Origin of the sequence: Curtobacterium sp. MCBA15_005, assembly GCF_001864855.1 — a bacterium.
Lineage (GTDB): Bacteria > Actinomycetota > Actinomycetes > Actinomycetales > Microbacteriaceae > Curtobacterium > Curtobacterium flaccumfaciens.
In genome coordinates this window covers 533,451-557,489 of sequence record NZ_MJGL01000003.1, presented here as the reverse complement: position 1 = coordinate 557,489, position 24,039 = coordinate 533,451, and the positions used below count along the sequence as shown (strand labels likewise).

The window sequence follows — 24,039 nt, the reverse complement described above, 5'->3', positions numbered from 1 at the left end:
CGGGCTCACTTTGGTTGTGCACGGCGACCGCCCATCCGCCGGTTGTGCACGGCGACCGCCCATCCGCCGGTTGTGCACGGCGACCGCCCATCCGCCGGAGCCGCTGCGCCGGACGCGCACCGGGCCTCCAGGCAGGCTGCCGGCCCGGACTGGCAGGGTAGGACGCATGCCCGCAGCAACCGAACGCCCCACCACGCGCCGCCGCTGGCCCGTCGTCCTGCTCGTGGTCGTCGTCGTGCTCGCCGCCCTCGTCGTGATCGCCGAGTTCGTGCTGCGCGGCGTCGTCGACCGGATCATCGCCCAGCAGGTCGAGCAGTCGCTGCCGGACGGCACGACCGGCGAGGTCGACGCCCACGCCGAGGGCATCGTCATCCCGCAGCTCATCAGCGGCACCCTCGACCGCGTCGAGATCTCCTCGGCGAAGCTCACGGTCGACGGCATCCCGCTCGCCGCCGACGTCACCGCGCAGGACGTCCCGGTGGACGGCAAGGGCGACGTCCGCGACGTCGACGGCACGGTCACCCTGGCGTCGTCGAGCGTCAAGGACCTGGCGAAGTACAGCCCGCTCTTCGACCGGCTGAACCTGGTCGACGGCGGCGTCGAACTCACGGGGTCGTCGTCGGTGCTCGGCTACGACATCACCTACGCGGCGAAGGGCGCCGTCGTCGCGCAGGACGACGGCCGCGGCATCACCATCACCCCGGAGAGCGTCCGGATCACGAACTCCGACCTCGGCCTCAAGGTCGACTCGATCCCGGGCGTCACCGGTGTCCCGGTGCAGGTCTGCACCGCGCAGTTCCTGCCCGAGGCGCTCCGGGTGCGCTCGCTCGACGTGTCGAAGTCGGACGCGACGGTCCGGATCACCGCAGACGCGCTGCCGCTCAACGAGGACGGCCTGCGGACCGTCGGCAGCTGCGGCTGAGCGGACGGGTGCGTAACGCGGCCTGGAGGAACGGCTCGCGTCGGTAGGATCGGGTCCCGTGAGCGAGAACCCCCTTGCACCGCCGCGGCTGCGGTTCCCGACGGACGCCTCCGAACTGGTGGACCGCATCTGGCCCGCGTCCGCGACGCGGACCGACGACGGCACCCTGGCGATCGGCGGCATCAGCGCGACGGACCTGGTCGCGCAGTTCGGCACGCCCCTGTACGTCGTCGACGAGCGTGACGTCCAGTCCCGCGCAGTCCGCGTGCGGAACGCGTTCGCCGAGGCGTTCGAGCGCATCGGCAGCCACGCGCACGTCTACTACGCCGGCAAGGCCTTCCTGACGACGCAGGTCGTCGCGTGGATGGCCGAGGCCGACCTGCGCGTGGACGTCTGCACCGCAGGTGAGCTCGCGGTCGCCCTGGCCGGCGGCATCGACCCCGGCCGGCTCGGCTTCCACGGCAACGACAAGTCCGACGCCGAGATCAGCCGCGCGGTCGAGGTCGGCATCGGCACGATCGTGCTCGACAGCCACGAAGAGGTGCAGCGAGTCGCCCGTGCCGCCGCCGACGCCGGGGTCGTGCAGCGCGTCCGCATCCGGATCAACACCGGCGTGCACGCGTCCACGCACGAGTACCTGGCGACCGCTCGCGAGGACCAGAAGTTCGGCATCCCGCTGTCCGAGGCCGTCGAGGCAGCGGCAGCCGTCCGCGCCGAGCCCTCGCTCGCCTTCGTCGGGCTGCACTCGCACATCGGTTCGCAGATCTTCGACGACGCCGGCTTCCGCGAGGCCGCACGCCGACTGATGGACGTGCACGCGACGCTCGTGGCCTCCGGTCCGGTGCCCGAGCTGAACCTCGGCGGCGGCTGGGGGATCGACTACACGGAGGCCGACTCGGCCTTCGCCCCCGAGGACGTCGCCGACGCACTGGCCACGATCATCGGCGAGGCCTGCGCCGAGCGCGGCATCCCGGTGCCGGACATCGCCGTCGAGCCGGGCCGCTACATCATCGGCCCGCCCGGGGTGACGCTCTACCGCGTCGGCACGATCAAGCCCGTCACGCTCGAGACCGACGACGGCGGCAGCGCGACCCGCACGTACGTCTCGGTCGACGGTGGGATGAGCGACAACATCCGTCCCGCCCTGTACGGCGCCGACTACACGGCCCGGCTCGCCCGCACCTCCGACGCCCCGCCGGTGCTGAGCCGCGTCGTCGGCAAGCACTGCGAGAGCGGCGACGTCGTGGTGAACGACGAGTACCTGCCCGGCGACGTGCAGCGCGGTGACCTGCTCGCCGTCGCGGCCACCGGGGCCTACTGCTGGGCACTGTCGAGCAACTACAACCACGTGGGCCGCCCGCCGGTCGTCGCCGTCGCGGACGGCACAGCCCGTATCCTCGTGCGGGGCGAGACGATCGACGACCTCCTCGCCCGTGACACCGGGGTCGCCGCCGTGCCCACCGACGGCACCGGCCGCTGACCCCCGACCCGACCGGGTCCGCCCACCCCGCAGGGCGCACCCCCACCGACAGGAACCGCTACCAGATGATCGAATACCGCAACGTCCGTGTCGCGCTGCTCGGGGCCGGCTCGGTCGGTTCCCAGGTCGCGCGACTGCTCCTCGAGCACGGCGACGAGCTGGCCTCGCGCGCCGGTGCCGGGCTGGAGCTGGTCGGGATCGCCGTGCGCGACGTGGACGCCCAGCGCGACGTCGACCTGCCGGCGGAGCTCTTCACCACGGACGCGGCATCGCTCATCCTCGGCGCGGACATCGTCGTCGAGCTCATCGGTGGCATCGAGCCGGCGCGCACCCTCGTGCTCCAGGCCCTGCAGTCGGGCGCGGACGTCGTCACCGGCAACAAGGCGCTGCTCGCGACCCACGGCCCGGAGCTCTTCGCCGCGGCCGAGCAGGTCGGCGCGCAGCTCTACTACGAGGCCGCCGTGGCCGGGGCGATCCCGATCATCCGTCCGCTGCACGACTCGCTCGCCGGTGACCGCATCGTCCGGATCATGGGCATCGTCAACGGCACCACGAACTTCATCCTCGACCTGATGGACCGCAAGGGCTCCACGTTCGAGGATGCCCTGGCCACCGCGACGGAGCTCGGCTACGCCGAGGCCGACCCGACCGCCGACGTCGAGGGCTACGACGCCGCGCAGAAGGCCGCGATCCTGGCCTCGCTGGCGTTCCACACCTCGGTGCCGCTGGCCGCCGTGCACCGCGAGGGCATCACCCACGTCACGATCGACCAGGTCCGCGCCGCCCGCAAGGCCGGCTACGTCGTGAAGATCCTGGCGACCGCCGAGCGGCTCACCGACGAGCACGGCCGCGAGGGTGTCAGTGCCCGCGTCTACCCGGCCCTCGTGCCCGAGTCGCACCCGCTCGCGAGCGTGCACGGTGCGAAGAACGCGGTGTTCGTCGAGGCCGAGGCTGCCGGCGACCTGATGTTCTACGGCGCGGGTGCCGGTGGCGTCGAGACGGCCTCGGCGGTCCTCGGCGACCTGGTCTCCGCGGCCCGTCGGCACGTCATCGGCGGCCCGGGTGTCGCCGAGTCGACGCAGTCCGAGCTGCCGGTGTTCCCGATCGGCACCGTCCGCACGAGCTACCAGATCACCCTGCACGTCACGGACGCCCCCGGCGTGCTGTCGACGGTCGCCGGCGTGCTCGCGAAGCACGGCGTCAGCGTCGAGACGGTCGAACAGACCACCACCGGCGCAGCCGAGGGGACCGCGACGCTCGTCATCGGCACCCACCTGGCGCGTGAGGCCGACCTGGCGGACACCGTCGTCGCCCTCCGCGGCGAGGACGTCGTCCTGGACGTCACCAGCGTCCTGCGCGTCGTCGGTCGCTGACGCGACCACGGGCCTCCAGGCCGACCAGCAGGCTCACCGAGCCGAACCACCACCAGATCCACCCCACCGGACAGAGAGAGAAGCCTGATGGCCCACCAGTGGCAGGGAGTCCTGCGCGAGTACGCCGACCGACTCGACGTGACCGGGGCGACGCCCATCGTCACGCTGGGAGAGGGCGGCACGCCGCTCATCCCGGCTCGTCGGCTCTCCGAGCGCACCGGCGCCGAGGTCTACGTGAAGTTCGAGGGCATGAACCCGACGGGTTCGTTCAAGGACCGCGGCATGACGATGGCGATCTCGAAGGCCGTCGAGCACGGCGCGAAGGCCGTCATCTGCGCCTCGACCGGCAACACCAGCGCCTCGGCCGCCGCGTACGCCACGCACGCCGGCATCACCGCTGCGGTGCTCGTGCCCGAGGGCAAGATCGCTATGGGCAAGCTCAGCCAGGCCGTCGCCCACGACGCCCAGCTGCTGCAGGTGCAGGGCAACTTCGACGACTGCCTCGACATCGCCCGCGACCTGGCGGCGAACTACCCGGTGCACCTCGTCAACTCCGTCAACAACGACCGCATCGAGGGGCAGAAGACCGCCGCGTTCGAGGTCGTCGACGTCCTCGGTGACGCACCGGACTTCCACTTCCTGCCCGTCGGCAACGCGGGCAACTACACCGCGTACTCGCGCGGCTACCGCGAGGACGTCGCCGCCGGCCGCAGCACCAAGCTGCCCCGCATGTTCGGGTTCCAGGCCGCCGGTTCCGCGCCGATCGTGCACGGCGAGGTCGTCCGGCACCCCGACACCATCGCGTCGGCGATCCGCATCGGCAACCCGGCCTCGTGGCAGTTCGCGCTCGAGGCGCAGCAGGAGACCGACGGCTACTTCGGTGCCATCACCGACGAGGCCATCCTCGCGGCGCACCGCATCCTGTCGGCCGAGGTCGGCGTGTTCGTCGAGCCCGCATCGGCCATCGGTGTCGCCGGGCTGCTCGAGCGTGCCGACGCCGGTGTCGTGCCGAAGGGCGCGAAGGTCGTCATCACGGTCACGGGCCACGGCCTGAAGGACCCGCAGTGGGCCCTCCGCACGCCGGACGGCGGCGAGGTCACCCCGACGAGCGTGCCGGTCGACACGAAGTCGATCGCCGACGTGCTCGGTCTGGTCAGCGAGCAGTGATCTCCGACCGCTCGTCCGGACCGGGTGAGGGCATGACCGCCCGCAGTGCTGTACCGGCCGGACGGGCGGTCCGTGCGCTGCCGACCGGATCGGCGGTGCGCGTCCGGGTGCCGGCCACGTCGGCGAACCTCGGCCCCGGCTTCGACTCGCTCGGCCTCGCGCTCTCGCTCTACGACGAGGTCGTGGTGCGCGTCCGCCGCGAACCCGGCGCGACCGTCACCGTCGAGGGCGTCGGTGCCGGCGAGGTCGCCACGGACGACACGAACCTCGTCGTCCGTGCGGTCCGCCGGGGCCTGGAGCACGCCGGTGTCGACCAGCCCGGTCTCGAGCTGCACGCCACGAACGCGATCCCGCACGGGCGCGGTCTCGGTTCCTCCGCCGCGGCGATCGTCGCCGGGCTGATGGCTGCCCGTGGTCTGCTCGAGGGCATCGTCGACCTGGACGCCTCGACGCTCCTGACCCTGGCAACCGAGATGGAGGGCCACCCGGACAACGTCGCGCCGGCGCTCTTCGGCGGCCTGACGATCGCGTGGATGACCGCCGAGGGGCCGGCCTACAAGCGGCTCCTGGTGCACCGCGGTGTCGCCCCGGTGGTGTTCGTGCCGACCTCGACGCTCTCGACCAAGCTCGCGCGCTCCCTGCAGCCCGAGCAGGTCCCGCACGCAGACGCCGCGTTCAACGTCTCCCGCTCGGCGCTGCTCGTCGCCGCGCTCATCCAGAGCCCCGAGCTGCTGCTCGCCGCGACCGAGGACCGTCTGCACCAGGCGTACCGTGCCAGCGCCATGCCCGAGACCGACGCCCTGATCCGGTTGCTCCGGCAGCACGGCCTCGCCGCGGTGGTCTCCGGTGCCGGGCCGAGCCTGCTCGTCCTCGGCAGCGACCCGGCACAGCGCCTGACCGCCGCCGAACTGGTGCAGCGACACGCCGAATCCGACTGGCGGCCGCTCATGCTGGCCGTCGATCTCGGTGGTGCTACAGTGGCAGCGCACTCGGCGCTCGAAGCCGAACCCGCGTAACCGTACGGATCGCTCGTCCTCAGGACAGCTCCTGCGACGTCGCAGGGTCCGGTGCGCGAGTGTGCATCTCTTTCTGATCACCGAATCCCGATCCGTCGTCTGAACGGCGGTCGATGCTCACCCTGCATCCGGGACGGTGGAAACTCTCCGCGTTCTGCGGTTCGAAAGGAAACACCGACCTTGACCGACAACAACTCCGCCCAGGTGGAGATCCCCAGCGACCTGCGTGCCCTCCGTCTCCCGGAGCTCCAGCGCATCGCCTCCTCGCTCGGCATCACCGGGCTCTCCAAGCTCCGCAAGGGCGACCTGATCGCCTCCATCGAGGACAAGCGTCCCGTCGACGAGACGCCGGCTGCCCCGGCCGCCGCCGTCTTCGCCGAGACCCCCGCCGAGCCGGCCGCCACCGAGCAGCCGACCCTGCCGGAGCCCGCCGAGACCCCCGCGCAGCCCGCTGCCGAGGCACCCGTCGCCGACCCCGAGGCACCCGCCGAGTCGGCAGCCCCGAGCCGTGCCCGTCGTTCGCGCCGCGCGTCGTCCGGTGGCACCGTGAACGCTGCGCCGACCTCGGCCGCCGAGCACACCAACCACGGCCAGACCGGCACCGAGGACCTCCTCGCCGGGCTCGACCAGGTCCGCGCCGAGAAGGACGCCCAGGAAGCCGCGCAGTCCGGCTCGCAGCGTCGTGGCCGTGGCCAGCGGAACGCCGAGCAGCGTGGCACCGACCAGCGTGGCACCGAGCAGGGCCAGCAGGCGTCGACACCCGCCGAGGCCGAGCAGCCGAGCCAGGCGGCCCAGCAGGGCCAGCAGGCCCCGACGTCCGCCGCCCAGGCCGACCAGGACCAGAACGAGTCCGGCGACCAGAACGACCAGGGCGACCAGAACTCCGAGCAGGGCGAGGGCGGCTCGCGTCGCGGTCGTCGCAGCCGTGGTCGCGGTCGTGGCCGTGGGCAGAACGCCGAGAACGGCGAGCAGCAGAACGGCGCCGACCAGCAGAACGGCGGCCAGAACGGCGGCCAGAACGCCGGCCAGCAGAAGCAGAACGGCGCCGACCAGCAGAACCAGCCGAAGCAGAACGGCGGCGAGCAGCAGAACGGCCAGCAGAACGGCGGCCAGAAGCAGAACGACCAGCCGAAGCAGGCCGAGACCAAGCAGGACGACAAGGCCGACCAGAAGCAGCAGCAGAACGCCGGTCAGCAGAAGCAGCAGACCAGCGGCCAGCAGAAGCAGCAGCAGCAACAGCACGCCGACGAGGCCGAGAGTGGCCGCAGCCGTCGCCAGCGCGACCGCAAGCGCGGCCGTGGCGGCCAGAACGACGACTTCGAGCCCGAGGTCACCGAGGACGACGTCCTGATCCCGATCGCGGGCATCCTCGACGTCCTCGACAACTACGCGTTCGTCCGCACCACCGGGTACCTGCCGGGCCCGAGCGACGTCTACGTCTCCCTCGGCCAGGTGAAGAAGTACCACCTGCGCAAGGGCGACGCCGTCGTCGGTTCGATCAAGCAGCCGCGTGACGGCGAGCAGCAGAGCCGCCAGAAGTACAACGCGCTCGTCGCCGTCGAGTCGATCAACGGCCAGTCCGCCGACGAGGCCGCGGCCCGCGTCGACTTCAACGACCTCACCCCGCTGTACCCGAACGAGCGCCTGCGTCTCGAGACGGAGCCGGGTAAGCTGTCGACCCGCATCATCGACCTCGTGTCGCCGATCGGCAAGGGCCAGCGCGGTCTCATCGTGTCCCCGCCGAAGGCCGGCAAGACCGTCGTGCTGCAGGCCATCGCGAACGCCGTCGCCAAGAACAACCCCGAGGCGCACCTGATGGTCGTCCTCGTCGACGAGCGGCCCGAAGAGGTCACCGACATGCAGCGCACGGTGAAGGGCGAGGTCATCGCCTCGACCTTCGACCGTCCCGCCGAGGACCACACCACCGTCGCCGAGCTCGCCATCGAGCGTGCGAAGCGCCTGGTGGAGCTGGGCCACGACGTCGTGCTGCTGCTCGACTCGATCACCCGCCTGGGCCGTGCGTACAACCTGTCGACCCCGCCGTCGGGCCGCGTGCTCTCCGGTGGCGTCGACTCGGCGGCGCTGTACCCGCCGAAGCGCTTCTTCGGTGCCGCGCGCAACATCGAGGACGGCGGCTCGCTGACCATCCTCGCGACCGCGCTCGTCGAGACCGGCTCCAAGATGGACGAGGTCATCTTCGAGGAGTTCAAGGGCACCGGCAACATGGAGCTCCGTCTGAACCGTCACCTCGCCGACAAGCGGATCTTCCCCGCCGTCGACGTGAACGCCTCCGGTACCCGTCGCGAGGAGCAGCTGCTCTCCGCCGACGAGGTCAAGATCACCTGGCGTCTGCGCCGGGCCCTCGCCGGGCTCGACCCGCAGCAGGCCCTCGAGATCGTGCTGCGGAACCTCAAGGAGACGCAGTCGAACGTCGAGTTCCTGGTGCAGGTGCAGAAGTCGGTCCCCACGACCGGCGCCCACCACAACGGTCACCAGGAGTAACGCGTGTTCGAGTCGGTAGCGGGGCTGCTGGCGGAACACGAGGACCTGACGCAGCAGCTGTCGGACCCCGCGCTCCACGCCGATGCGGCCCGGGCGAAGAAGGTGAACCGGCGGTACGCCGAGCTCAACCAGATCAAGTCCGCGTACGAGGCCTGGCAGGCGGCGGGGGACGACCTCGCCGCCGCCCAGGAACTCGCGCGTGAAGACGCGGCGTTCGCGGACGAGGTCCCCGGGCTCGAGGAGCAGCTGTCGGAGCGCCAGGAGCGTCTCCGCCGGCTGCTCATCCCGCGCGACCCCGACGACGGCCGTGACGTCATCATGGAGATCAAGGGCGGCGAGGGCGGCGAGGAATCGGCGCTGTTCGCGGCCGATCTGCTGCGCATGTACTCGCACTACGCCGAGACCAAGGGCTGGAAGGTCGAGCTCCTCGAGCGCACCGAGTCCGACCTGGGTGGCTACAAGGACGTCCAGGTCGCGATCAAGTCGAACACGACCGATCCGTCCCAGGGCGTCTGGGCGCACCTGAAGTACGAGGGCGGTGTGCACCGCGTCCAGCGGGTGCCGCAGACCGAGTCGCAGGGGCGCATCCACACCTCGACCACCGGTGTGCTGGTGTTCCCCGAGGTGGACGAGCCCGAAGAGGTCCAGATCAACCAGAACGACCTCAAGATCGACGTCTACCGGTCCTCCGGCCCGGGCGGGCAGTCCGTCAACACGACGGACTCCGCGGTCCGCATCACCCACCTGCCCACGGGCATCACGGTGGCGATGCAGAACGAGAAGTCGCAGCTGCAGAACCGCGAGGCCGGCATGCGCGTGCTCCGCGCACGCATCCTCGCGCGGCAGCAGGAGGAGCTCGACGCGATCGCCTCGGACGCGCGCAAGTCGCAGATCCGCGGGATGGACCGTTCGGAGCGCATCCGCACGTACAACTTCCCGGAGAACCGGATCGCGGACCACCGCACCGGGTACAAGGCGTACGACCTCGACCGCGTGATGAACGGTGCCCTCGAGCCCGTCATCCAGTCCGCCATCCAGGCGGACGAAGAGGCACGTCTGGCCGCCATCGGCGACCAGGACGCGTAACCGCACACCCAGCCTGGAGGCCCGGATCACCGCCGACACGCCCCTCACGTACGCCGCGGATCGCCTGCTCGAGCAGGCGACCGCGGCGCTCGTCGCCGTCGGCGTCCCGACGCCCCGGGTCGACGCCGAGCTGCTGCTCGCGTGGGCGACCGACACCTCGCGCGGTGCCGTCCAGGCCCGTGCACTCATCGGTGGCGGCATCGCGCCGGAGCACGTCGAGCGCTTCCGGCACGCCGTCGCGCGCCGAGCCACCCGTGAGCCGCTGCAGCACATCACCGGGCAGGCGTACTTCCGCGCGCTCACCCTGGCCGTCGGACCGGGCGTGTTCGTGCCCCGTCCGGAGACCGAGGGCGTGGTGCAGTTCGGCATCGACGCACTGCGGGCGACCGCGGTCCCCGAGCCGATCGCCGTGGACCTGGGCTCCGGCAGCGGTGCGATCGCGATCGCGATGGACACCGAGGTGCCGAACGCCGTGGTCTACGCCGTCGAGCGGTCGCCCGAGGCCCTGCCCTGGACCCGGCGGAACGTCGACGCCCACGGTGGGACCGTCCGACTCGTCGAGGGTGACCTCGCCGACGCGCTGCCGGAACTCGACGGCACCGTGTCCGTCGTCGTGTCGAACCCGCCGTACGTGCCGGACGACGCGATCCCGATCGACCCCGAGGTCCGCGACCACGACCCGGCGATGGCCCTCTACGGCGGTCCCGACGGCCTCGACGCCGTCCGTGCTCTCGCCGAGACGGCCTGGCGGTTGCTGGTGCCCGGGGGAGTCCTGGTCGTCGAGCACGCCGAGCCGCAGGGCGCCGGCGTGCGGCAGGTCCTGGCGCGCCGGGGCTTCCGCACCCCGGAGACGCACGTCGACCTGACGGGGCGCGACCGCACGACCACCGCGACGCGCTAGCCGGGGCCGAGCCGCGCCTCCCGTCACTCGTCCGTGCGTGCGTGTGCCGGGTGGGTCCGGGCGTACCTGGTGGGATCGGGCGTACCGGGTCGTTCGGAATGACCAGGTATGCCCGTTCCTGCTTTCCGGCGCGACCGCGATGGGAAGGAACGGGCGTGGCGGGCGCCCGCCGCGCCTCCCGTCACTCGTCCGTGTGTGCGTGTGCCGGGTGGATCCGGGCGTACTTGGTGGGATCGGGCGTACCGGGTCGTCCGGAATGACCAGGTGTGCCCGTTCCTGCTTTCCAGCGCGACCGCGATGGGAAGGAACGGGCGTGGCGGGCTACGCGACGGGGGAGGCCTCGCGCTGCTGCGCCGCGACGAAGGCGCGGACGTGCTCGCGCAGGTCGGTGTCGTGCTCGACCAGGACCGCGTGGATGCCGATGCTCCGCGCTCCCGCGACGTTCTCGGGCATGTCGTCGGCGAAGAACGTGCGCTCCGCGGAGACTCCGTGGTGCGCGACCGCACGCCGGAAGACCTCGGGCTCGGGCTTCCGGGCACGGAAGTTGCTCGACGTGTCCAGGTGTTCGCCGAAGACCTCGGGCAGGGACGGCGCCCACTCGTGGATCCAGCGGCCGGCCAGCGGACCGTTGTTCGTGAGCAGTCCGACACGCCCGTGCTCGCTCGCGATCCGGACCGCCTCGATGCGTTGCGGCAGCTCGGTCATGGCGGATCCGCGGATCCGGGCCCAGTCGGCCTCGGGGACGTCGCACTCCATCGCGCGCTCGAACGCGGCCAGGTACTCGTCGCCGTCGGCGAACCCACCGGCCTCGGCACGCATCTCGTGTCCGCAGTCCCACCAGCGGCGACGGAGCTCCTGGAACTCGTGTCCGGTGAACTCGGAGAGTGCGGCCATGCGCACCTGCCAGTCGTACCGGACCAGGACGTCGTCCATGTCGAAGAGGAACAGGAGCGGGGGTGCGGGCGTCTCGTTCACGATGTCCACCATTGTGTCGCACTATCATCGTCGAGTCATGGCATCCCGATACGACTGCACCGACTCCGACGGGCTCCTGACCGGGATGCGGCTCGCACGTGCCGCCCTCGGACGCGGAGAGCTCGTCGTGGTCCCCACCGACACCGTCTACGGCCTCGCCGCGGACGCCTTCAGCGCGACGGCCGTGCAGCGGCTGCTCGACGCGAAGGGCCGAACGCGGCAGTCGCCGCCGCCCGTGCTCATCCCCGGTCCGCCCACGCTCGACGCCCTCGCCAGCGAGGTCCCGCAGCCGGTGCGCGACCTGGTGGCCGAGTTCTGGCCGGGCGGGCTGACCGTCATCCTGCACGCACAGCCGTCGCTCGACTGGGACCTCGGCGAGACGCGCGGCACGGTCGCGCTGCGGATGCCGGACTCGCGGATCGCCCTCGAGCTGCTGCAGGAGGTCGGGCCGCTCGCGGTCTCGTCCGCGAACTCCACGGGCGACCCGGCCGCGATGGACGTCGACGCCGCCGAGCGCATGCTCGGCGACAGCGTCGCGATCTACCTGGACGGCGGACCCGTCGAGGTGCACGACGGCTTCGAAGCCAGCACCGGCTCGACGATCGTCGACGCCACCGGGCTGTCGGACGGCGGGAAGCTCCGCATCGTCCGGCACGGGGTGATCCCCGACGAGGAGATCATCCGGGTCGTCGGAGCCGACCTCGTCACATGAAGTACTACCTGCTCGCCGGGGCCATCGCCGCGGTCGTGAGCTTCGTGATGAGCCTGATCGTCTGGAAGCTCGGGCTGAAGTACAAGTGGTACCCGCAGGTCCGCGAGCGGGACGTGCACCGCACCCCGACGCCGCGGCTCGGCGGCATCGCGATGTACATCGGCGTCATCGTCTCGTTGCTCGCGGCCTGGTTCCTGTTCCCGTCGATAGCGGGGACCGACTACTTCCGGCTCGTGTTCTCCGAACCGGGTCGCGTGCTCGCGGTGCTCGGGGGAGCGACCATCATCGTGGTCCTCGGTGTCGCGGACGACATCTGGGACCTCGACTGGATGACGAAGCTCGCCGGGCAGATCATCGCGGCGGGCATCCTCGCCTGGCAGGGCGTCGCGATCGTCTCGCTGCCCATCGGCAACACGCTGGGCGTCGGCTCGTCGTACATGAGCCTGATCTTCACCGTGCTGGCGGTGGTGCTCGTGATGAACGCGGTGAACTTCATCGACGGGCTCGACGGCCTGGTGGCCGGCGTCGCGATCATCGCCGGCGGGGTCTTCTTCCTCTACACGTTCTTCATCAACCGCGTGGTCGTGCAGACCGAGTTCTTCTTCAACCTGCCGTCGCTGCTCACCGCGGTGCTCGTCGGGGCCTGCTTCGGCTTCCTCATCCTGAACTGGCACCCCGCCAAGCTCTTCATGGGCGACGCCGGCGCGCTGCTCGTCGGGTTCCTGATGGCCACGAGCGCAGTGTCGGTCACGGGCAACATCGACCCGGCGGCGGTGCAGACACGCCAGGCGCTGCTGCCGGCGTTCATCCCGATCCTGCTGCCGTTCGCGATCCTGATCGTCCCGATCCTGGACTTCGGGCTCGCGGTCACCCGACGGCTCAGCGCGGGCAAGTCGCCGTTCTCGGCCGACCGGAAGCACCTGCACCACCGCCTGCTCGACATGGGGCACTCGCACTTCCACGCGGTGCTGATCTTCTACGCGTGGACCGCGACCGTCGCCTTCGGGTGCCTGCTGTTCCTCTTCGTGGACTGGTACTGGGTCGTCGTCTTCGTGTCCGTCGGCTTCACCGTCTGCGCCGTCGCGACGTTCGCGCCGCTCGGCCGCAAACGCACCGAGATCGCCGCCCAGACCGCCAACCGTTCCGCCGCCGTGGTGGATGCCAGCCTCGACCCGCTCGACCGGGCCGCCAACGACCGCACGATCCCTGGAGACATCACGTGACCGCACCGAACGCGCTCGACCACGTCCGGCCGGTGTTCCGCCGCATCATCACCTGGGGCGCGGTCCTCGCCGTCGCCCTGGCGGTGGTCGGCGGGCTCATCGGGTTCCTCGTCGCGGACGGCCCGGGGCTGGTCGGGGGACTGCTCGGCGCCGTGCTGAGCGTCGTGTTCCTCGGGCTCACCGCCGTCAGTGTCCTCGTCGCGCTGCGCGTCTCCAAGGGGCAGATGATCTCCGGTGCCTTCTTCGGCATCGTGATGGGCACCTGGTTGCTCAAGTTCATCGTCTTCATCGTGCTGCTGGTCCTGCTCAAGGACCGCGACTGGGTCCACTTCCCGGTGCTGGCGATCGTGATCATCGCGGGGGTCGTCGGCTCCCTGGTGATCGACGTCGTCGCCGTCGCGAAGGCCCGCATCCCGATCGGCGTCCGGCTGCCGGGCGACGGCCTCGACGACTCCGCGGACGCTGGGAACCCGACCCCCCGCGTCTGAGAAGCCGGGAAGCCTCTCGCACCTGATAGGCTTCTCGAAGTCCGCTACCGGAGCCTTTCGCTCGGGGCGGACGAGCCTCCACAACGTCCACCATCGCGTGCCATGATGTGCGCGCGCCGACACAGGAGACAGCGCTGCTATCCCACGCTCTTCCCCTGTCCCTCTCCGCTGCGGTTGACACCGTCGCGGCGGGGAGCAGCAAGGCCGCCGAGTTCCATGGTCCGTCGATCAACGAGTTCTTCCCGGATGCGATCTTCTTCGCCGGGACGCCGTTCGAGATCGATCGGGTCGTCCTCATCCGCTTCTTCGCCGTCGCCGTTCTGCTGGTGTTCGCGTTCGTGGGTACCCGTGCACTGAAGCTCGTGCCGAACCGCGGTCAGGCGTTCATCGAGTACGCGTTCGACGTCGTCCGTCGCAACACCTTCGACAACCTCGGAGAGAAGGACGGCAAGCGCTTCCTGCCGCTCCTGGCGACGATCTTCTTCGGCGTGCTGTTCATGAACCTGACCGGTCTGATCCCGGGCATGAACCTCGCCGGCACCAGCCGCATCGCGATGCCGATGATCCTGGCGATCGTCGCGTACCTCGCCTTCATCTACGCCGGTCTCCGCAAGCACCCGGGCACGTTCCTCAAGAACTCGCTCTTCCCGCCCGGGGTGCCGTGGCCGCTGTACATCATCGTGACGCCGATCGAGCTCGTCTCCACCTTCGTGCTCCGTCCCGTCACCTTGACGCTGCGACTCCTGATGAACATGGTCGTGGGGCACCTGCTCCTCGTGCTGTTCTTCTCGGCTACGCAGTTCTTCTTCTTCGACGCTTCGCTCGGCTTCAAGGCCTTCGGCGTCGGGACCATCGCGTTCGGCATCGCGTTCAGCTTCTTCGAGGTCCTCGTCGCGCTGCTGCAGGCCTACGTCTTCATGCTCCTCACCGCCGTCTACATCCAGCTGGCGCTGGCCGACGAGCACTGATTCCTCACTGACCCCCTACGGGACCGGCGACCGTCGGACCCGCACCTCGAAAGGAAAACACGTGGACGCAACGACCGTTCTCGCGGAGATCAACGGCAACATCGCGACGGTTGGCTACGGCCTCGCAGCGATCGGCCCGGCCATCGGTGTCGGCATCGTCGTCGGTAAGACGATCGAGTCCGTCGCTCGCCAGCCCGAGCTCCAGGGCCGCCTGACGACCCTCATGTACATCGGTATCGCCTTCACCGAGGCCCTGGCCTTCATCGGTATCGCCACGTACTTCATCTTCACCAACTAAGGTTCCTCGATGCAGAACGCACTCATCATCGCGGCGGAGGAAGCGCACAATCCGCTGATCCCGCCGGTGTACGACATCGTGTGGTCGGCGCTCGCCTTCGTCATCATCTTCGTGGTGATGTGGCGTGTCGTCACGCCGCGCATCACGAAGATGCTCGATGAGCGCACCGAGGCCATCGAGGGCGGCATCAAGAAGGCCGAGGCCGCTCAGGAGCAGGCCGCCGCTGCGCTCGACGAGTACAACAAGCAGCTCGCCGATGCACGCGCCGAGGCTTCGCGCATCCGTGAGCAGGCCCGCGCCGACGCCACGGCGATCGGCAACGAGGTCCGCGAGCAGGCGGCCGCCGATGCAGCACGCATCACGGCCAACGCCCAGGCGCAGATCGAGGCCGAGCGCCAGAGCGCCGTCCAGGCACTCCGGTCCGAAGTGGGCACCCTCGCGCTGGACCTCGCGTCCGGTGTGATCGGTGAGTCCCTCAAGGACGACGCGAAGTCGACCGCAGTGGTCGACCGCTTCCTCGCCGACCTCGAGGCCTCGCAGGCCACGAAGACGGGGGAGCACTGAGCATGCGCAGCGCTACCAGAGAAGCACTCGCGTCCACCAGGGCGGTGCTGTCGGACCTCGGTCCGAGCGCCGGCCTGGCCGCGGGTGCCGAGATCCTCGCCTCTGGGCGTGCGATCGCCGGTGCGCCGCAGCTGCTCGGGCTGCTGTCCGACCCCACGGCCGACGCGGCCGGCAAGAAGGTCCTCATCGACCGTGTCTTCGCCGGGCAGTCGGACGCGACGCGTGCGGTCCTGACCGCGGTGGCCGGCTCGCGCTGGTCCTCGCAGCAGGACCTGCTCGCGGGCATCGAGGACGCGGGCATCCGCGCCGTCGCCGCCACCGCGGGTCCGGACTCGTCGATCGAGTCGGAGCTGTTCGCCTTCGAGACCGCCGTCCGCTCGGACGCCGGCCTCGAGCTGGCGCTCGGCACCAAGCTCGGCAGCCCCGAGCAGAAGGGCGCGCTCGTCGAGCGGCTCCTCGGTGCCAAGGCCTCGGAGCAGACGATCACGATCGTGTCGGCCCTGGTGCAGCAGCCCCGCGGCCGCCGCATCGGTGAGATCGTCCGCGACGCCTCGCGCATCGTGGCCGAGCAGGCCGGCAAGCTCGTCGCGACCGTCGTCACGGCGACGCCACTGACCCCCGCCCAGTCGGCCCGCGTCACGCGCGGTCTCTCCGAGCGGTACGGCAAGGACATCAGCATCAACCAGGTCGTCGACCCCACGGTCGTCGGCGGGGTCCGGGTGCAGATCGGCGGCGACGTCATCGACGGCACCGTGTCCACGCGACTCTCGGAGCTCCGGCTCCAGCTCGCCGGCTAGGCGTACGGTCGAAGCCGCTCCTCCCCAAGTCCACAACGGGAACTGCCGAGTCCGGCAGCGTCACCCTCTCGGAGCCGAAGGGCCCCGGAAAACCACAAGGAAAATCCCATGGCAGACATCACCATCAGCCCCGATGAGATCCGTGATGCCCTGAAGGACTTCGTCTCGAACTACGAGCCGACGAAGGCCTCCACGGCCGAGGTCGGGCACGTCACCGACGCCGGTGACGGCATCGCCCACGTCGAGGGTCTCCCCGGCGTCATGGCGAACGAGCTCATCCGCTTCGCGGACGGCACGCTCGGCCTGGCGCAGAACCTCGACGAAGACGAGATCGGCGCCATCGTGCTCGGCGAGTTCGGCGGCATCGAGGAGGGCATGGAGGTCACCCGCACGGGTGAGGTCCTCTCCGCCCCCGTCGGCGACGCCTTCCTCGGTCGCGTCGTCGACCCGCTCGGCGCCCCGATCGACGGTCTCGGCGAGATCGCCGCAGAGGGCCGTCGCGCCCTCGAGCTCCAGGCTCCCGGCGTCATGGCCCGCAAGTCGGTCCACCAGCCGCTGCAGACCGGCATCAAGGCCATCGACGCGATGATCCCCGTCGGCCGTGGTCAGCGTCAGCTGATCATCGGCGACCGCCAGACCGGCAAGACGGCCATCGCGATCGACACGATCATCAACCAGAAGGCCAACTGGGAGTCCGGCGACGAGGAGAAGCAGGTCCGCTGCATCTACGTCGCCATCGGTCAGAAGGGCTCCACGATCGCCTCCGTCAAGGGTGCGCTCGAGGACGCCGGTGCGATGGAGTACACCACCATCGTCGCCGCTCCGGCCTCGGACCCGGCCGGCTTCAAGTACCTCGCCCCGTACACCGGTTCGGCCATCGGCCAGCACTGGATGTACCAGGGCAAGCACGTCCTCATCATCTTCGATGACCTGTCGAAGCAGGCCGAGGCCTACCGTGCGGTGTCGCTCCTCCTGCGTCGTCCGCCGGGCCGCGAGGCCTACCCGGGTGACGTCTTCTACCTGCACTCCCGTCTGCTGGAGCGTTGCGCGAAGCTGTCCGACGAGCTCGGCGCCGGTTCGATGACGGGTCTCCCGATCATCGAGACCAAGGCGAACGACGTCTCGGCGTACATCCCGACCAACGTCATCTCCATCACCGACGGCCAGATCTTCCTGCAGTCGGACCTCTTCAACGCGAACCAGCGTCCGGCCGTCGACGTGGGCATCTCGGTGTCCCGCGTCGGTGGTGACGCGCAGGTGAAGTCGATCAAGAAGGTCTCCGGCACGCTGAAGCTCGAGCTGGCGCAGTACCGCTCGCTCGAGGCCTTCGCGATGTTCGCGTCCGACCTCGACCAGGCGTCGCGTCGTCAGCTGGAGCGCGGTGCCCGTCTGACCGAGCTCCTCAAGCAGCCGCAGTACTCGCCGTACCCGGTCGAGGAGCAGGTCGTCTCGATCTGGGCCGGCACGAACGGCAAGCTCGACACCGTCCCGGTGCCGGACGTGCTCCGCTTCGAGTCCGAACTGCTCGACCACCTGCGTCGCAACTCCGACGTCCTCACGACCCTGCGCGAGACGAACCAGCTCAGCGACGAGACCGTCGCCGAGATGGACAAGCAGATCGACGAGTTCACGAAGAGCTTCCAGACGAGCGACGGCAAGACCCTCGGCTCCGAGCAGTTCGACGCGGCTGACGCCGAGGACGTCGACCAGGAGCAGATCGTCAAGGGTCGTCGCTAGATGGCAGCGCAGGTCCGGGTCTACCGCCAGCGGATCAAGTCGGCGAAGACCACGAAGAAGGTCACCCGCGCCATGGAGCTGATCTCGGCGTCGCGGATCCAGAAGGCGCAAGCCCGCATGGCTGCGTCCGGTCCGTACTCGCGGGCCGTCACGCGTGCGGTGTCGGCCGTGGCGACGTTCTCGAACGTCGATCACGTGCTGACCACCGAGCCGGAGTCGTCGACCCGTGCAGCCGTCGTGCTCTTCACCTCGGACCGCGGCCTGAACGGTGCGTTCAGCACGAACGTCCTCAAGCAGGGCGAGGAGCTCGCCTCCCTGCTCCGCAGCGAGGGCAAGGACGTCGTCTACTACCTGGTCGGCCGCAAGTCCGTCGGGTACTTCGCGTTCCGTGAGCGTCCGTCCGAGCAGCAGTGGGTCGGCAACACCGACCAGCCGGAGTTCTCGACGGCCAAGGAGATCGGCGACGCCGTCGTGGCGAAGTTCCTCCAGGACACCGCTGACGGCGGCGTGGACGAGATCCACATCGTGTTCAACCGGTTCATCAGCCTGGCGACCCAGGAGCCGCAGGTCGTTCGCCTGCTGCCCCTCGAGGTCGTCGAGGGCATCGACGAGCCCGAGGGCAACGAGCCCCTGCCGCTCTACGAGTTCGAGCCGGACGCCGATGCGGTGCTCGACTCGCTGCTCCCGGTCTACATCGAGAGCCGCATCTTCAACGCCATGCTGCAGTCGGCTGCTTCCGAGCACGCCGCGCGTCAGAAGGCGATGAAGGCAGCCAGCGACAACGCCGACTCGCTGATCCGTGACTTCACCCGACTCGCGAACAACGCGCGTCAGGCGGAGATCACCCAGCAGATCTCCGAGATCGTCGGCGGCGCCGACGCCCTCTCGTCGAAGAAGAAGTAGTCCGCGTCGTTCGCGGACAGATACCCACCCTCAGGAAGGCACCAGCCATGACCGACACCGCAACCACCGCGGTCGAGACGTCGTCGGCGCCCGGTGTCGGCCGGATCGCCCGTGTCACGGGCCCCGTCGTCGACATCGAGTTCCCCCACGACGCAATCCCGGAGATGTACAACCTCCTGTTCACGACCATCACCATCGGTGACTCGTCGCAGGAGATCGGCCTCGAGGTCGCGCAGCACCTCGGCGACGACCTCGTCCGTGCCATCTCCCTGAAGCCGACCGACGGCCTGGTCCGTGGCCAGGAGGTCCGTGACTCGGGCGCTCCGATCTCGGTCCCCGTCGGCGACGTCACCAAGGGCAAGGTCTTCGACGTCCTCGGCAACGTGCTCAACACGGACGAGAAGCTCGAGATCACCGAGCGCTGGCCGATCCACCGCAAGGCCCCGGCCTTCGACCAGCTCGAGTCCAAGACCTCGATGTTCGAGACCGGCATCAAGTCCATCGACCTCCTCACCCCGTACGTGCAGGGTGGCAAGATCGGCCTCTTCGGTGGTGCGGGCGTCGGCAAGACCGTCCTCATCCAGGAGATGATCCAGCGCGTTGCGCAGGACCACGGCGGTGTGTCGGTGTTCGCCGGTGTCGGTGAGCGCACCCGTGAGGGCAACGACCTCATCGGTGAGATGGAAGAGGCGGGTGTCTTCGACAAGACGGCCCTCGTGTTCGGCCAGATGGACGAGCCGCCGGGAACGCGTCTCCGCGTGGCCCTGTCGGCGCTGACGATGGCGGAGTACTTCCGCGATGTCCAGAAGCAGGACGTGCTCCTCTTCATCGACAACATCTTCCGCTTCACGCAGGCCGGCTCCGAGGTCTCGACGCTGCTCGGCCGCATGCCGTCCGCCGTGGGCTACCAGCCCAACCTCGCCGACGAGATGGGTGTGCTCCAGGAGCGCATCACTTCGACGCGTGGTCACTCGATCACCTCGCTGCAGGCGATCTACGTGCCGGCTGACGACTACACCGACCCGGCTCCGGCCACCACGTTCGCGCACCTCGACGCGACGACCGAGCTCTCCCGTGAGATCGCTTCGCAGGGTCTGTACCCCGCGATCGACCCGCTGGCGTCGACGTCGCGCATCATGGACCCGCGCTACCTGGGTGCCGACCACTACGAGACGGCCACGCGCGTCAAGCAGATCCTCCAGAAGAACAAGGAACTGCAGGAGATCATCGCCATCCTCGGTGTCGACGAGCTCTCCGAAGAGGACAAGATCACGGTCGAGCGCGCTCGTCGTATCCAGCAGTTCCTCTCGCAGAACACCTACATGGCGAAGAAGTTCACGGGCGTCGAGGGCTCCACGGTGCCGCTCAAGGACACCATCGAGTCCTTCCGCGCCATCGCCGACGGCGAGTTCGACCACGTTGCGACCCAGGCGTTCTTCAACGTCGGTGGCATCAACGACGTGGAAGAGAAGTGGGCTCAGATCCAGAAGGAGAACCGCTGACATGGCGGGTCTCAGCGTGAGCGTCGTCTCGGCCGACCGCGAGGTCTGGTCGGGCGACACCACCATGGTCGTCGCACGGACGACAGAGGGCCAGATCGGCATCCTCGCCGGACACGAGCCGATGCTCGCGATCCTGGCGCAGGGTCAGGTCCGCATCACGCGGGCCGATGGGTCGACCGTCGCGGTCGACGCCGAGGACGGCTTCCTGTCGGTCGAGCACGACACGGTGACGATCGTCGCGCGGCAGGCCGCGCTGGCGTCCTGACTGGACTGACCGTCCTGCTCCCGCCTTCGGAGACGAAGCGGGAGGGCGGGGACACGAGCCGCACGCTCGATCTGCGTGCACTCTCGTTCCCGGAACTGGCCGATGAGCGGGCCGCGGTGATCACCGCGGCCCGCTTCGTCAGTTCCGAGGAGTCCTCGGCCAGGACGGCACTCAAGCTCGGTCCGAAGTCCATCGCCGAGCGCCTCCGGAACCTCGAGCTCGACACCTCGGGCACCATGCCCGCGATCGAGCGGTACACGGGGGTCCTCTACGACCCGTTGGGTGTGCAGGACGCGGACGCGGCGACCCGTGCGTGGTGGGCGGAGCACGTGATCGTGCAGTCCGCGATGTTCGGCCCGATCGGCGCCGGTGACCCGATCCCGGCGTACCGGCTGTCGCACGACTCGCGGCTCGGTTCGATCCGGTTGGCCGCGCACTGGCCCACGGTGTCGACCCGTTCGCTGCTGACCCGTGCGGACGGCCTGGTGCTCGACCTGCGGTCCGAGGGGTACCGGCAGCTCGGCCCCTTGTCCGGAGCGGTCACACCACGGGTGGTGAGCGTTGACGGCTCCGGTCGTCGTCGTGCACTGAACCACTGGAACAAGACCGCGAAGGGCCGCCTGGTGGCGTTGCTCGCCCGCACCGGCGCGAGCATCGGCAGCATGGACGACCTGGTCGTCTGGGCGGCGGCGAACGGCGTGGTGGTCGAACGCAACGAGGGCAGCTGGGACCTGGTCGCCGAGAGCCTGGAGCCCGTCGCCGCCTGAGCGGGTTCCGCCGGCTCGTCCTCCACAGCCTTAGGTGGGGCAGCTCCGGTCCACAGATGGCCGGGGCGCCCCTGCCTGGAGGCCCGCAGCACGCTTCGATGGCGTGCATGATCCCTCTCACGGCACAGTCCGGCCCTGGCTCCGCAGTCCGTTTCCCTCGCGAGATCGCCGCGGCGGTCACCCTCCCCGCCGCAGCGGCCGCGCTGGTCGCGCCCGGCCGTGCGGACCTGTCGACGGCGGCTGCGACGGCAGTGGTGACCGCGTGCGGCGCACTCGCGCCCCGGATGGCGCTGGTGCCGTTCATCGCGGCGCAGGGCACGCCGGACCCGCGGTCGATCCGGGTGTTCGACCCCTTCGCCGATCCGACACCACCGGCGCTCCACGGTTTCGGCCCGGCTCCCGATCGTGCCCGCGTGCGGCTCGCCGGTGACCGGTGCGCCGACGCGTGGCGGGTGTGGCGGGCGCAGGACGGGCCCTTCGACGGATCGTCGGGTGCCGCCGGTGCCCTGTCGCTCGGTGCCTGGTGTGCGTGGGCGCTGGGGTCCTGGGCCCGGGCGGAGACGCGTGCCCGGTACGCCCTCGAGACGCGCGCCGACGACCCGCTCGCGGGGCTCGTCCTGCGCTCGGTCGTCGCGGGCAGCGGGCCGTCGTGGGAGCGTCGATGACGTGGGGTCGACCGGATCGTCTACGGTGGGGGAGACCACACTGGGAGGGCTCCGGTTGTACGACGACGACATCGAGGACACCGTCATCCGGCGACCCCGACGATCTCCGGCGGGCGACCTGACCGCGGACGCCGTCGGTGACACCGTCATCCGCGGCGCTGGTCCCGTCCTCCCCGGGGCCGGTCCGGACTCCGACCCCGACTCCGCCTTCGGGGCCGACGACGGTGTCCTCGGTGACACGGTCATCCGACCCCAGGTCGGCGCACCCGGCCAGCCGCCGGCAGCGGTGGACGACGTCGATCCGGAGGACACCGTCGTCCGGGTGCCGGCGCGACCCCGCGCCGGAGCGGGCCCGTTCGTGGGTGCTGCCCCGGGCCTCCCGGCCGTCCCGTCGGGACCCGCCGCACCCGCGGCACGCGTGCCCTCGATCCGCATCGGCGACCGCACCTTCCGGCTCGACCACCCGGTGGTCATCGGCCGCCGGCCGTCGCTGCCCCGGGTCACACGTGGTCCGCAACCCGAACTCGTGACCGTGCGGTCGGCGTACGGGCAGGTGTCGTCGTCCCACGTCCGGATGCACGCCGAGGGCGAAGCCGTCGTCGTGCAGGACCTCCGGTCCACGAACGGCACCGTCGTCCGCCCGGCCGGTGCGCCCGCCTACCGCATGGCGTCGGGTGCGTCGATCGTGGCGCTGACGGGTACGGTAGTCGAGATCGGTGACGGCAACGCCATCGAGGTCCTCTCGCCGTACCTCCGGGTCGCACCGACGGCAGAGGGGCTGCCTCCGGTTCCCCCGTGGCCCTCCGATCAGACAGCACACGGCACGCCCCGACCCACCAGAGAGCGATCCTGACACGTGACCGAACTCGGCCGAGCAGCCACTGCGCACGCCATCGACGTCCCCGGTGCCGACGGCGCCACCCTGACGCTCTCGTGGGGAGCCGCGACCGACGTCGGTCGACGGCGTGACCACAACGAGGACAGCTACATCGTGGGCGCGCCGTTCTTCGTCGTCGCCGACGGCATGGGCGGGCACCTCGCGGGCGACCGCGCCAGCGACGCGGTCGTGCGTCGGCTCGAACAGGTGACGGCCGAACCGTTCACCACGCGCCAGGGCATCCAGCGTGCACTGCTCCTCGCGACCGCCGACATCGAGCGCGCAGCCGGCGGCAACGCCATCGGCGCGGGCACCACCGTCACCGGGATCGCGCTCGTGGCCTCGCTCGGGCAGCCCGCAGCGCTCGTGTTCAACGTCGGTGACTCCCGCACCTACCGCATCGAGGACGGCGTGCTCCGCCGCGTCACCGTCGACCACTCGGTGGTGCAGGAGATGGTGGACGCCGGTCTGTTGCGTGCCGAGGACGCCGAGCAGCACCCGGACAGCAACGTCATCACGCGTGCGGTCGGCTTCGGCGAACCGCCGGCACCGGACTGGTGGACCCTGCCCCTGCGAGCCGGTGACCGCTACATCGTCTGCTCCGACGGGCTGACCAAGGAGCTCGGCGACGCCGGCATCGCGCGCATCGCGGCACGTGAGCCGGGCGCGCAGGACCTGGCGGAGCGTCTGGTGGGCGACGCCGTCGTGGCCGGCGGTCGTGACAACGTCACCGTGGTGGTGCTGCAGGTCGATGCCGCACCGGACGACGGCGACCTCGAGGACACGCTGCCGAGGCACTGACTGGCCCCCGAACTGGGGGAACGCGTCGAGCTGTGGGGGATCGGCGTGCG

The 24,039-nt window shown here is 70.2% G+C and carries 24 protein-coding genes; 23 read left to right on the top strand and 1 reads right to left on the bottom strand.

Features of this window, described 5'->3' with window-relative positions; translation table 11 throughout:
- Window positions 1-166 precede the first annotated feature (166 nt).
- From BIU89_RS03780 to prmC, 8 genes are all read left to right on the top strand, one after another.
- The gene (locus BIU89_RS03780) at window positions 167-922 is read left to right on the top strand and encodes an LmeA family phospholipid-binding protein (RefSeq protein ID WP_027465792.1); all 756 of its coding nucleotides are present in this window, start codon (window positions 167-169) and stop codon (window positions 920-922) included.
- Between the two features lie 58 nt (window positions 923-980).
- Window positions 981-2,402 (top strand): diaminopimelate decarboxylase, encoded by a 1,422-nt coding sequence (gene lysA / locus BIU89_RS03775; RefSeq protein ID WP_071244795.1) that lies wholly within the window; start codon window positions 981-983, stop codon window positions 2,400-2,402.
- A 65-nt stretch (window positions 2,403-2,467) separates the two neighbouring features.
- Window positions 2,468-3,775: a homoserine dehydrogenase gene (locus BIU89_RS03770; RefSeq protein ID WP_071244794.1), complete on the top strand. Its 1,308-nt coding sequence runs from the start codon at window positions 2,468-2,470 to the stop codon at window positions 3,773-3,775.
- 87 nt (window positions 3,776-3,862) lie between these two features.
- The gene (thrC, locus tag BIU89_RS03765; protein WP_071244793.1) at window positions 3,863-4,942 is read left to right on the top strand and encodes a threonine synthase; all 1,080 of its coding nucleotides are present in this window, start codon (window positions 3,863-3,865) and stop codon (window positions 4,940-4,942) included.
- A gap of 32 nt (window positions 4,943-4,974) precedes the next feature.
- Window positions 4,975-5,958, top strand: coding sequence for a homoserine kinase (gene thrB / locus BIU89_RS03760; RefSeq protein ID WP_051596800.1), 984 nt, complete (start codon window positions 4,975-4,977; stop codon window positions 5,956-5,958).
- A 180-nt stretch (window positions 5,959-6,138) separates the two neighbouring features.
- Complete coding sequence (rho, locus tag BIU89_RS03755; RefSeq protein WP_071244792.1) at window positions 6,139-8,460, top strand: transcription termination factor Rho; 2,322 nt, start codon at window positions 6,139-6,141, stop codon at window positions 8,458-8,460.
- A gap of 3 nt (window positions 8,461-8,463) precedes the next feature.
- Window positions 8,464-9,546, top strand: a complete 1,083-nt coding sequence (gene prfA, locus BIU89_RS03750) for a peptide chain release factor 1 (RefSeq protein ID WP_017885756.1) — start codon at window positions 8,464-8,466, stop codon at window positions 9,544-9,546.
- A gap of 25 nt (window positions 9,547-9,571) precedes the next feature.
- Window positions 9,572-10,447 (top strand): peptide chain release factor N(5)-glutamine methyltransferase, encoded by an 876-nt coding sequence (gene prmC, locus BIU89_RS03745; RefSeq protein ID WP_071244921.1) that lies wholly within the window; start codon window positions 9,572-9,574, stop codon window positions 10,445-10,447.
- A 321-nt stretch (window positions 10,448-10,768) separates the two neighbouring features.
- Here the strand turns inward: prmC and BIU89_RS03740 are convergent, their stop codons facing one another.
- On the bottom strand, window positions 10,769-11,422 hold the full coding sequence (locus BIU89_RS03740) for an HAD-IA family hydrolase (protein ID WP_139178774.1): 654 nt from the start codon (window positions 11,420-11,422) through the stop codon (window positions 10,769-10,771).
- Window positions 11,423-11,459: 37 nt separating this feature from the next.
- Between BIU89_RS03740 and BIU89_RS03735 the strand changes: the two genes are divergently transcribed.
- The 15 genes from BIU89_RS03735 (at window position 11,460) to BIU89_RS03665 (ending at window position 23,989) form a co-directional block, all read left to right on the top strand.
- Window positions 11,460-12,134, top strand: a complete 675-nt coding sequence (locus BIU89_RS03735; RefSeq protein WP_027465784.1) for an L-threonylcarbamoyladenylate synthase — start codon at window positions 11,460-11,462, stop codon at window positions 12,132-12,134.
- On the top strand, window positions 12,131-13,357 hold the full coding sequence (locus BIU89_RS03730) for an MraY family glycosyltransferase (protein ID WP_027465783.1): 1,227 nt from the start codon (window positions 12,131-12,133) through the stop codon (window positions 13,355-13,357). The genes BIU89_RS03735 and BIU89_RS03730 overlap by 4 nt, the downstream gene beginning before the upstream one ends.
- Complete coding sequence (locus tag BIU89_RS03725) at window positions 13,354-13,845, top strand: hypothetical protein (protein WP_071244790.1); 492 nt, start codon at window positions 13,354-13,356, stop codon at window positions 13,843-13,845. Before BIU89_RS03730 ends, BIU89_RS03725 begins: the two co-directional genes overlap by 4 nt.
- Window positions 13,846-13,952: 107 nt before the next feature.
- Window positions 13,953-14,813: a F0F1 ATP synthase subunit A gene (gene atpB / locus BIU89_RS03720; RefSeq protein WP_027465782.1), complete on the top strand. Its 861-nt coding sequence runs from the start codon at window positions 13,953-13,955 to the stop codon at window positions 14,811-14,813.
- A gap of 61 nt (window positions 14,814-14,874) precedes the next feature.
- Window positions 14,875-15,111 (top strand): ATP synthase F0 subunit C, encoded by a 237-nt coding sequence (gene atpE / locus BIU89_RS03715; RefSeq protein ID WP_027465781.1) that lies wholly within the window; start codon window positions 14,875-14,877, stop codon window positions 15,109-15,111.
- Between the two features lie 9 nt (window positions 15,112-15,120).
- Window positions 15,121-15,675, top strand: a complete 555-nt coding sequence (locus tag BIU89_RS03710) for a F0F1 ATP synthase subunit B (protein WP_027465780.1) — start codon at window positions 15,121-15,123, stop codon at window positions 15,673-15,675.
- Between the two features lie 2 nt (window positions 15,676-15,677).
- Window positions 15,678-16,472, top strand: a complete 795-nt coding sequence (locus BIU89_RS03705) for a F0F1 ATP synthase subunit delta (protein ID WP_027465779.1) — start codon at window positions 15,678-15,680, stop codon at window positions 16,470-16,472.
- Window positions 16,473-16,580: 108 nt separating this feature from the next.
- Window positions 16,581-18,209 (top strand): F0F1 ATP synthase subunit alpha, encoded by a 1,629-nt coding sequence (gene atpA, locus BIU89_RS03700; RefSeq protein ID WP_027465778.1) that lies wholly within the window; start codon window positions 16,581-16,583, stop codon window positions 18,207-18,209.
- Window positions 18,210-19,112, top strand: a complete 903-nt coding sequence (locus BIU89_RS03695; RefSeq protein WP_027465777.1) for a F0F1 ATP synthase subunit gamma — start codon at window positions 18,210-18,212, stop codon at window positions 19,110-19,112.
- A gap of 47 nt (window positions 19,113-19,159) precedes the next feature.
- Entirely contained in the window at window positions 19,160-20,614 is a 1,455-nt protein-coding gene (gene atpD, locus BIU89_RS03690; RefSeq protein ID WP_017885744.1) for a F0F1 ATP synthase subunit beta, read from the top strand.
- Between the two features lies 1 nt (window position 20,615).
- Window positions 20,616-20,879 carry a F0F1 ATP synthase subunit epsilon gene (locus BIU89_RS03685; RefSeq protein WP_027465776.1) on the top strand — a complete coding sequence of 88 codons (264 nt, stop codon included), beginning with the start codon at window positions 20,616-20,618 and terminating at the stop codon, window positions 20,877-20,879.
- A complete protein-coding gene (locus tag BIU89_RS03680) occupies window positions 20,876-21,646 on the top strand; it encodes a YaaA family protein (RefSeq protein ID WP_368073330.1) in 771 nt (256 codons plus the stop codon). Before BIU89_RS03685 ends, BIU89_RS03680 begins: the two co-directional genes overlap by 4 nt.
- Before the next feature lie 107 nt (window positions 21,647-21,753).
- The gene (locus tag BIU89_RS03675; RefSeq protein ID WP_027465775.1) at window positions 21,754-22,311 is read left to right on the top strand and encodes a hypothetical protein; all 558 of its coding nucleotides are present in this window, start codon (window positions 21,754-21,756) and stop codon (window positions 22,309-22,311) included.
- A 25-nt stretch (window positions 22,312-22,336) separates the two neighbouring features.
- Window positions 22,337-23,164, top strand: coding sequence for an FHA domain-containing protein (locus tag BIU89_RS03670; protein WP_139178772.1), 828 nt, complete (start codon window positions 22,337-22,339; stop codon window positions 23,162-23,164).
- Between the two features lie 3 nt (window positions 23,165-23,167).
- Window positions 23,168-23,989, top strand: coding sequence for a PP2C family protein-serine/threonine phosphatase (locus BIU89_RS03665; protein ID WP_017885739.1), 822 nt, complete (start codon window positions 23,168-23,170; stop codon window positions 23,987-23,989).
- The last annotated feature ends 50 nt before the right edge of the window (window positions 23,990-24,039 follow it).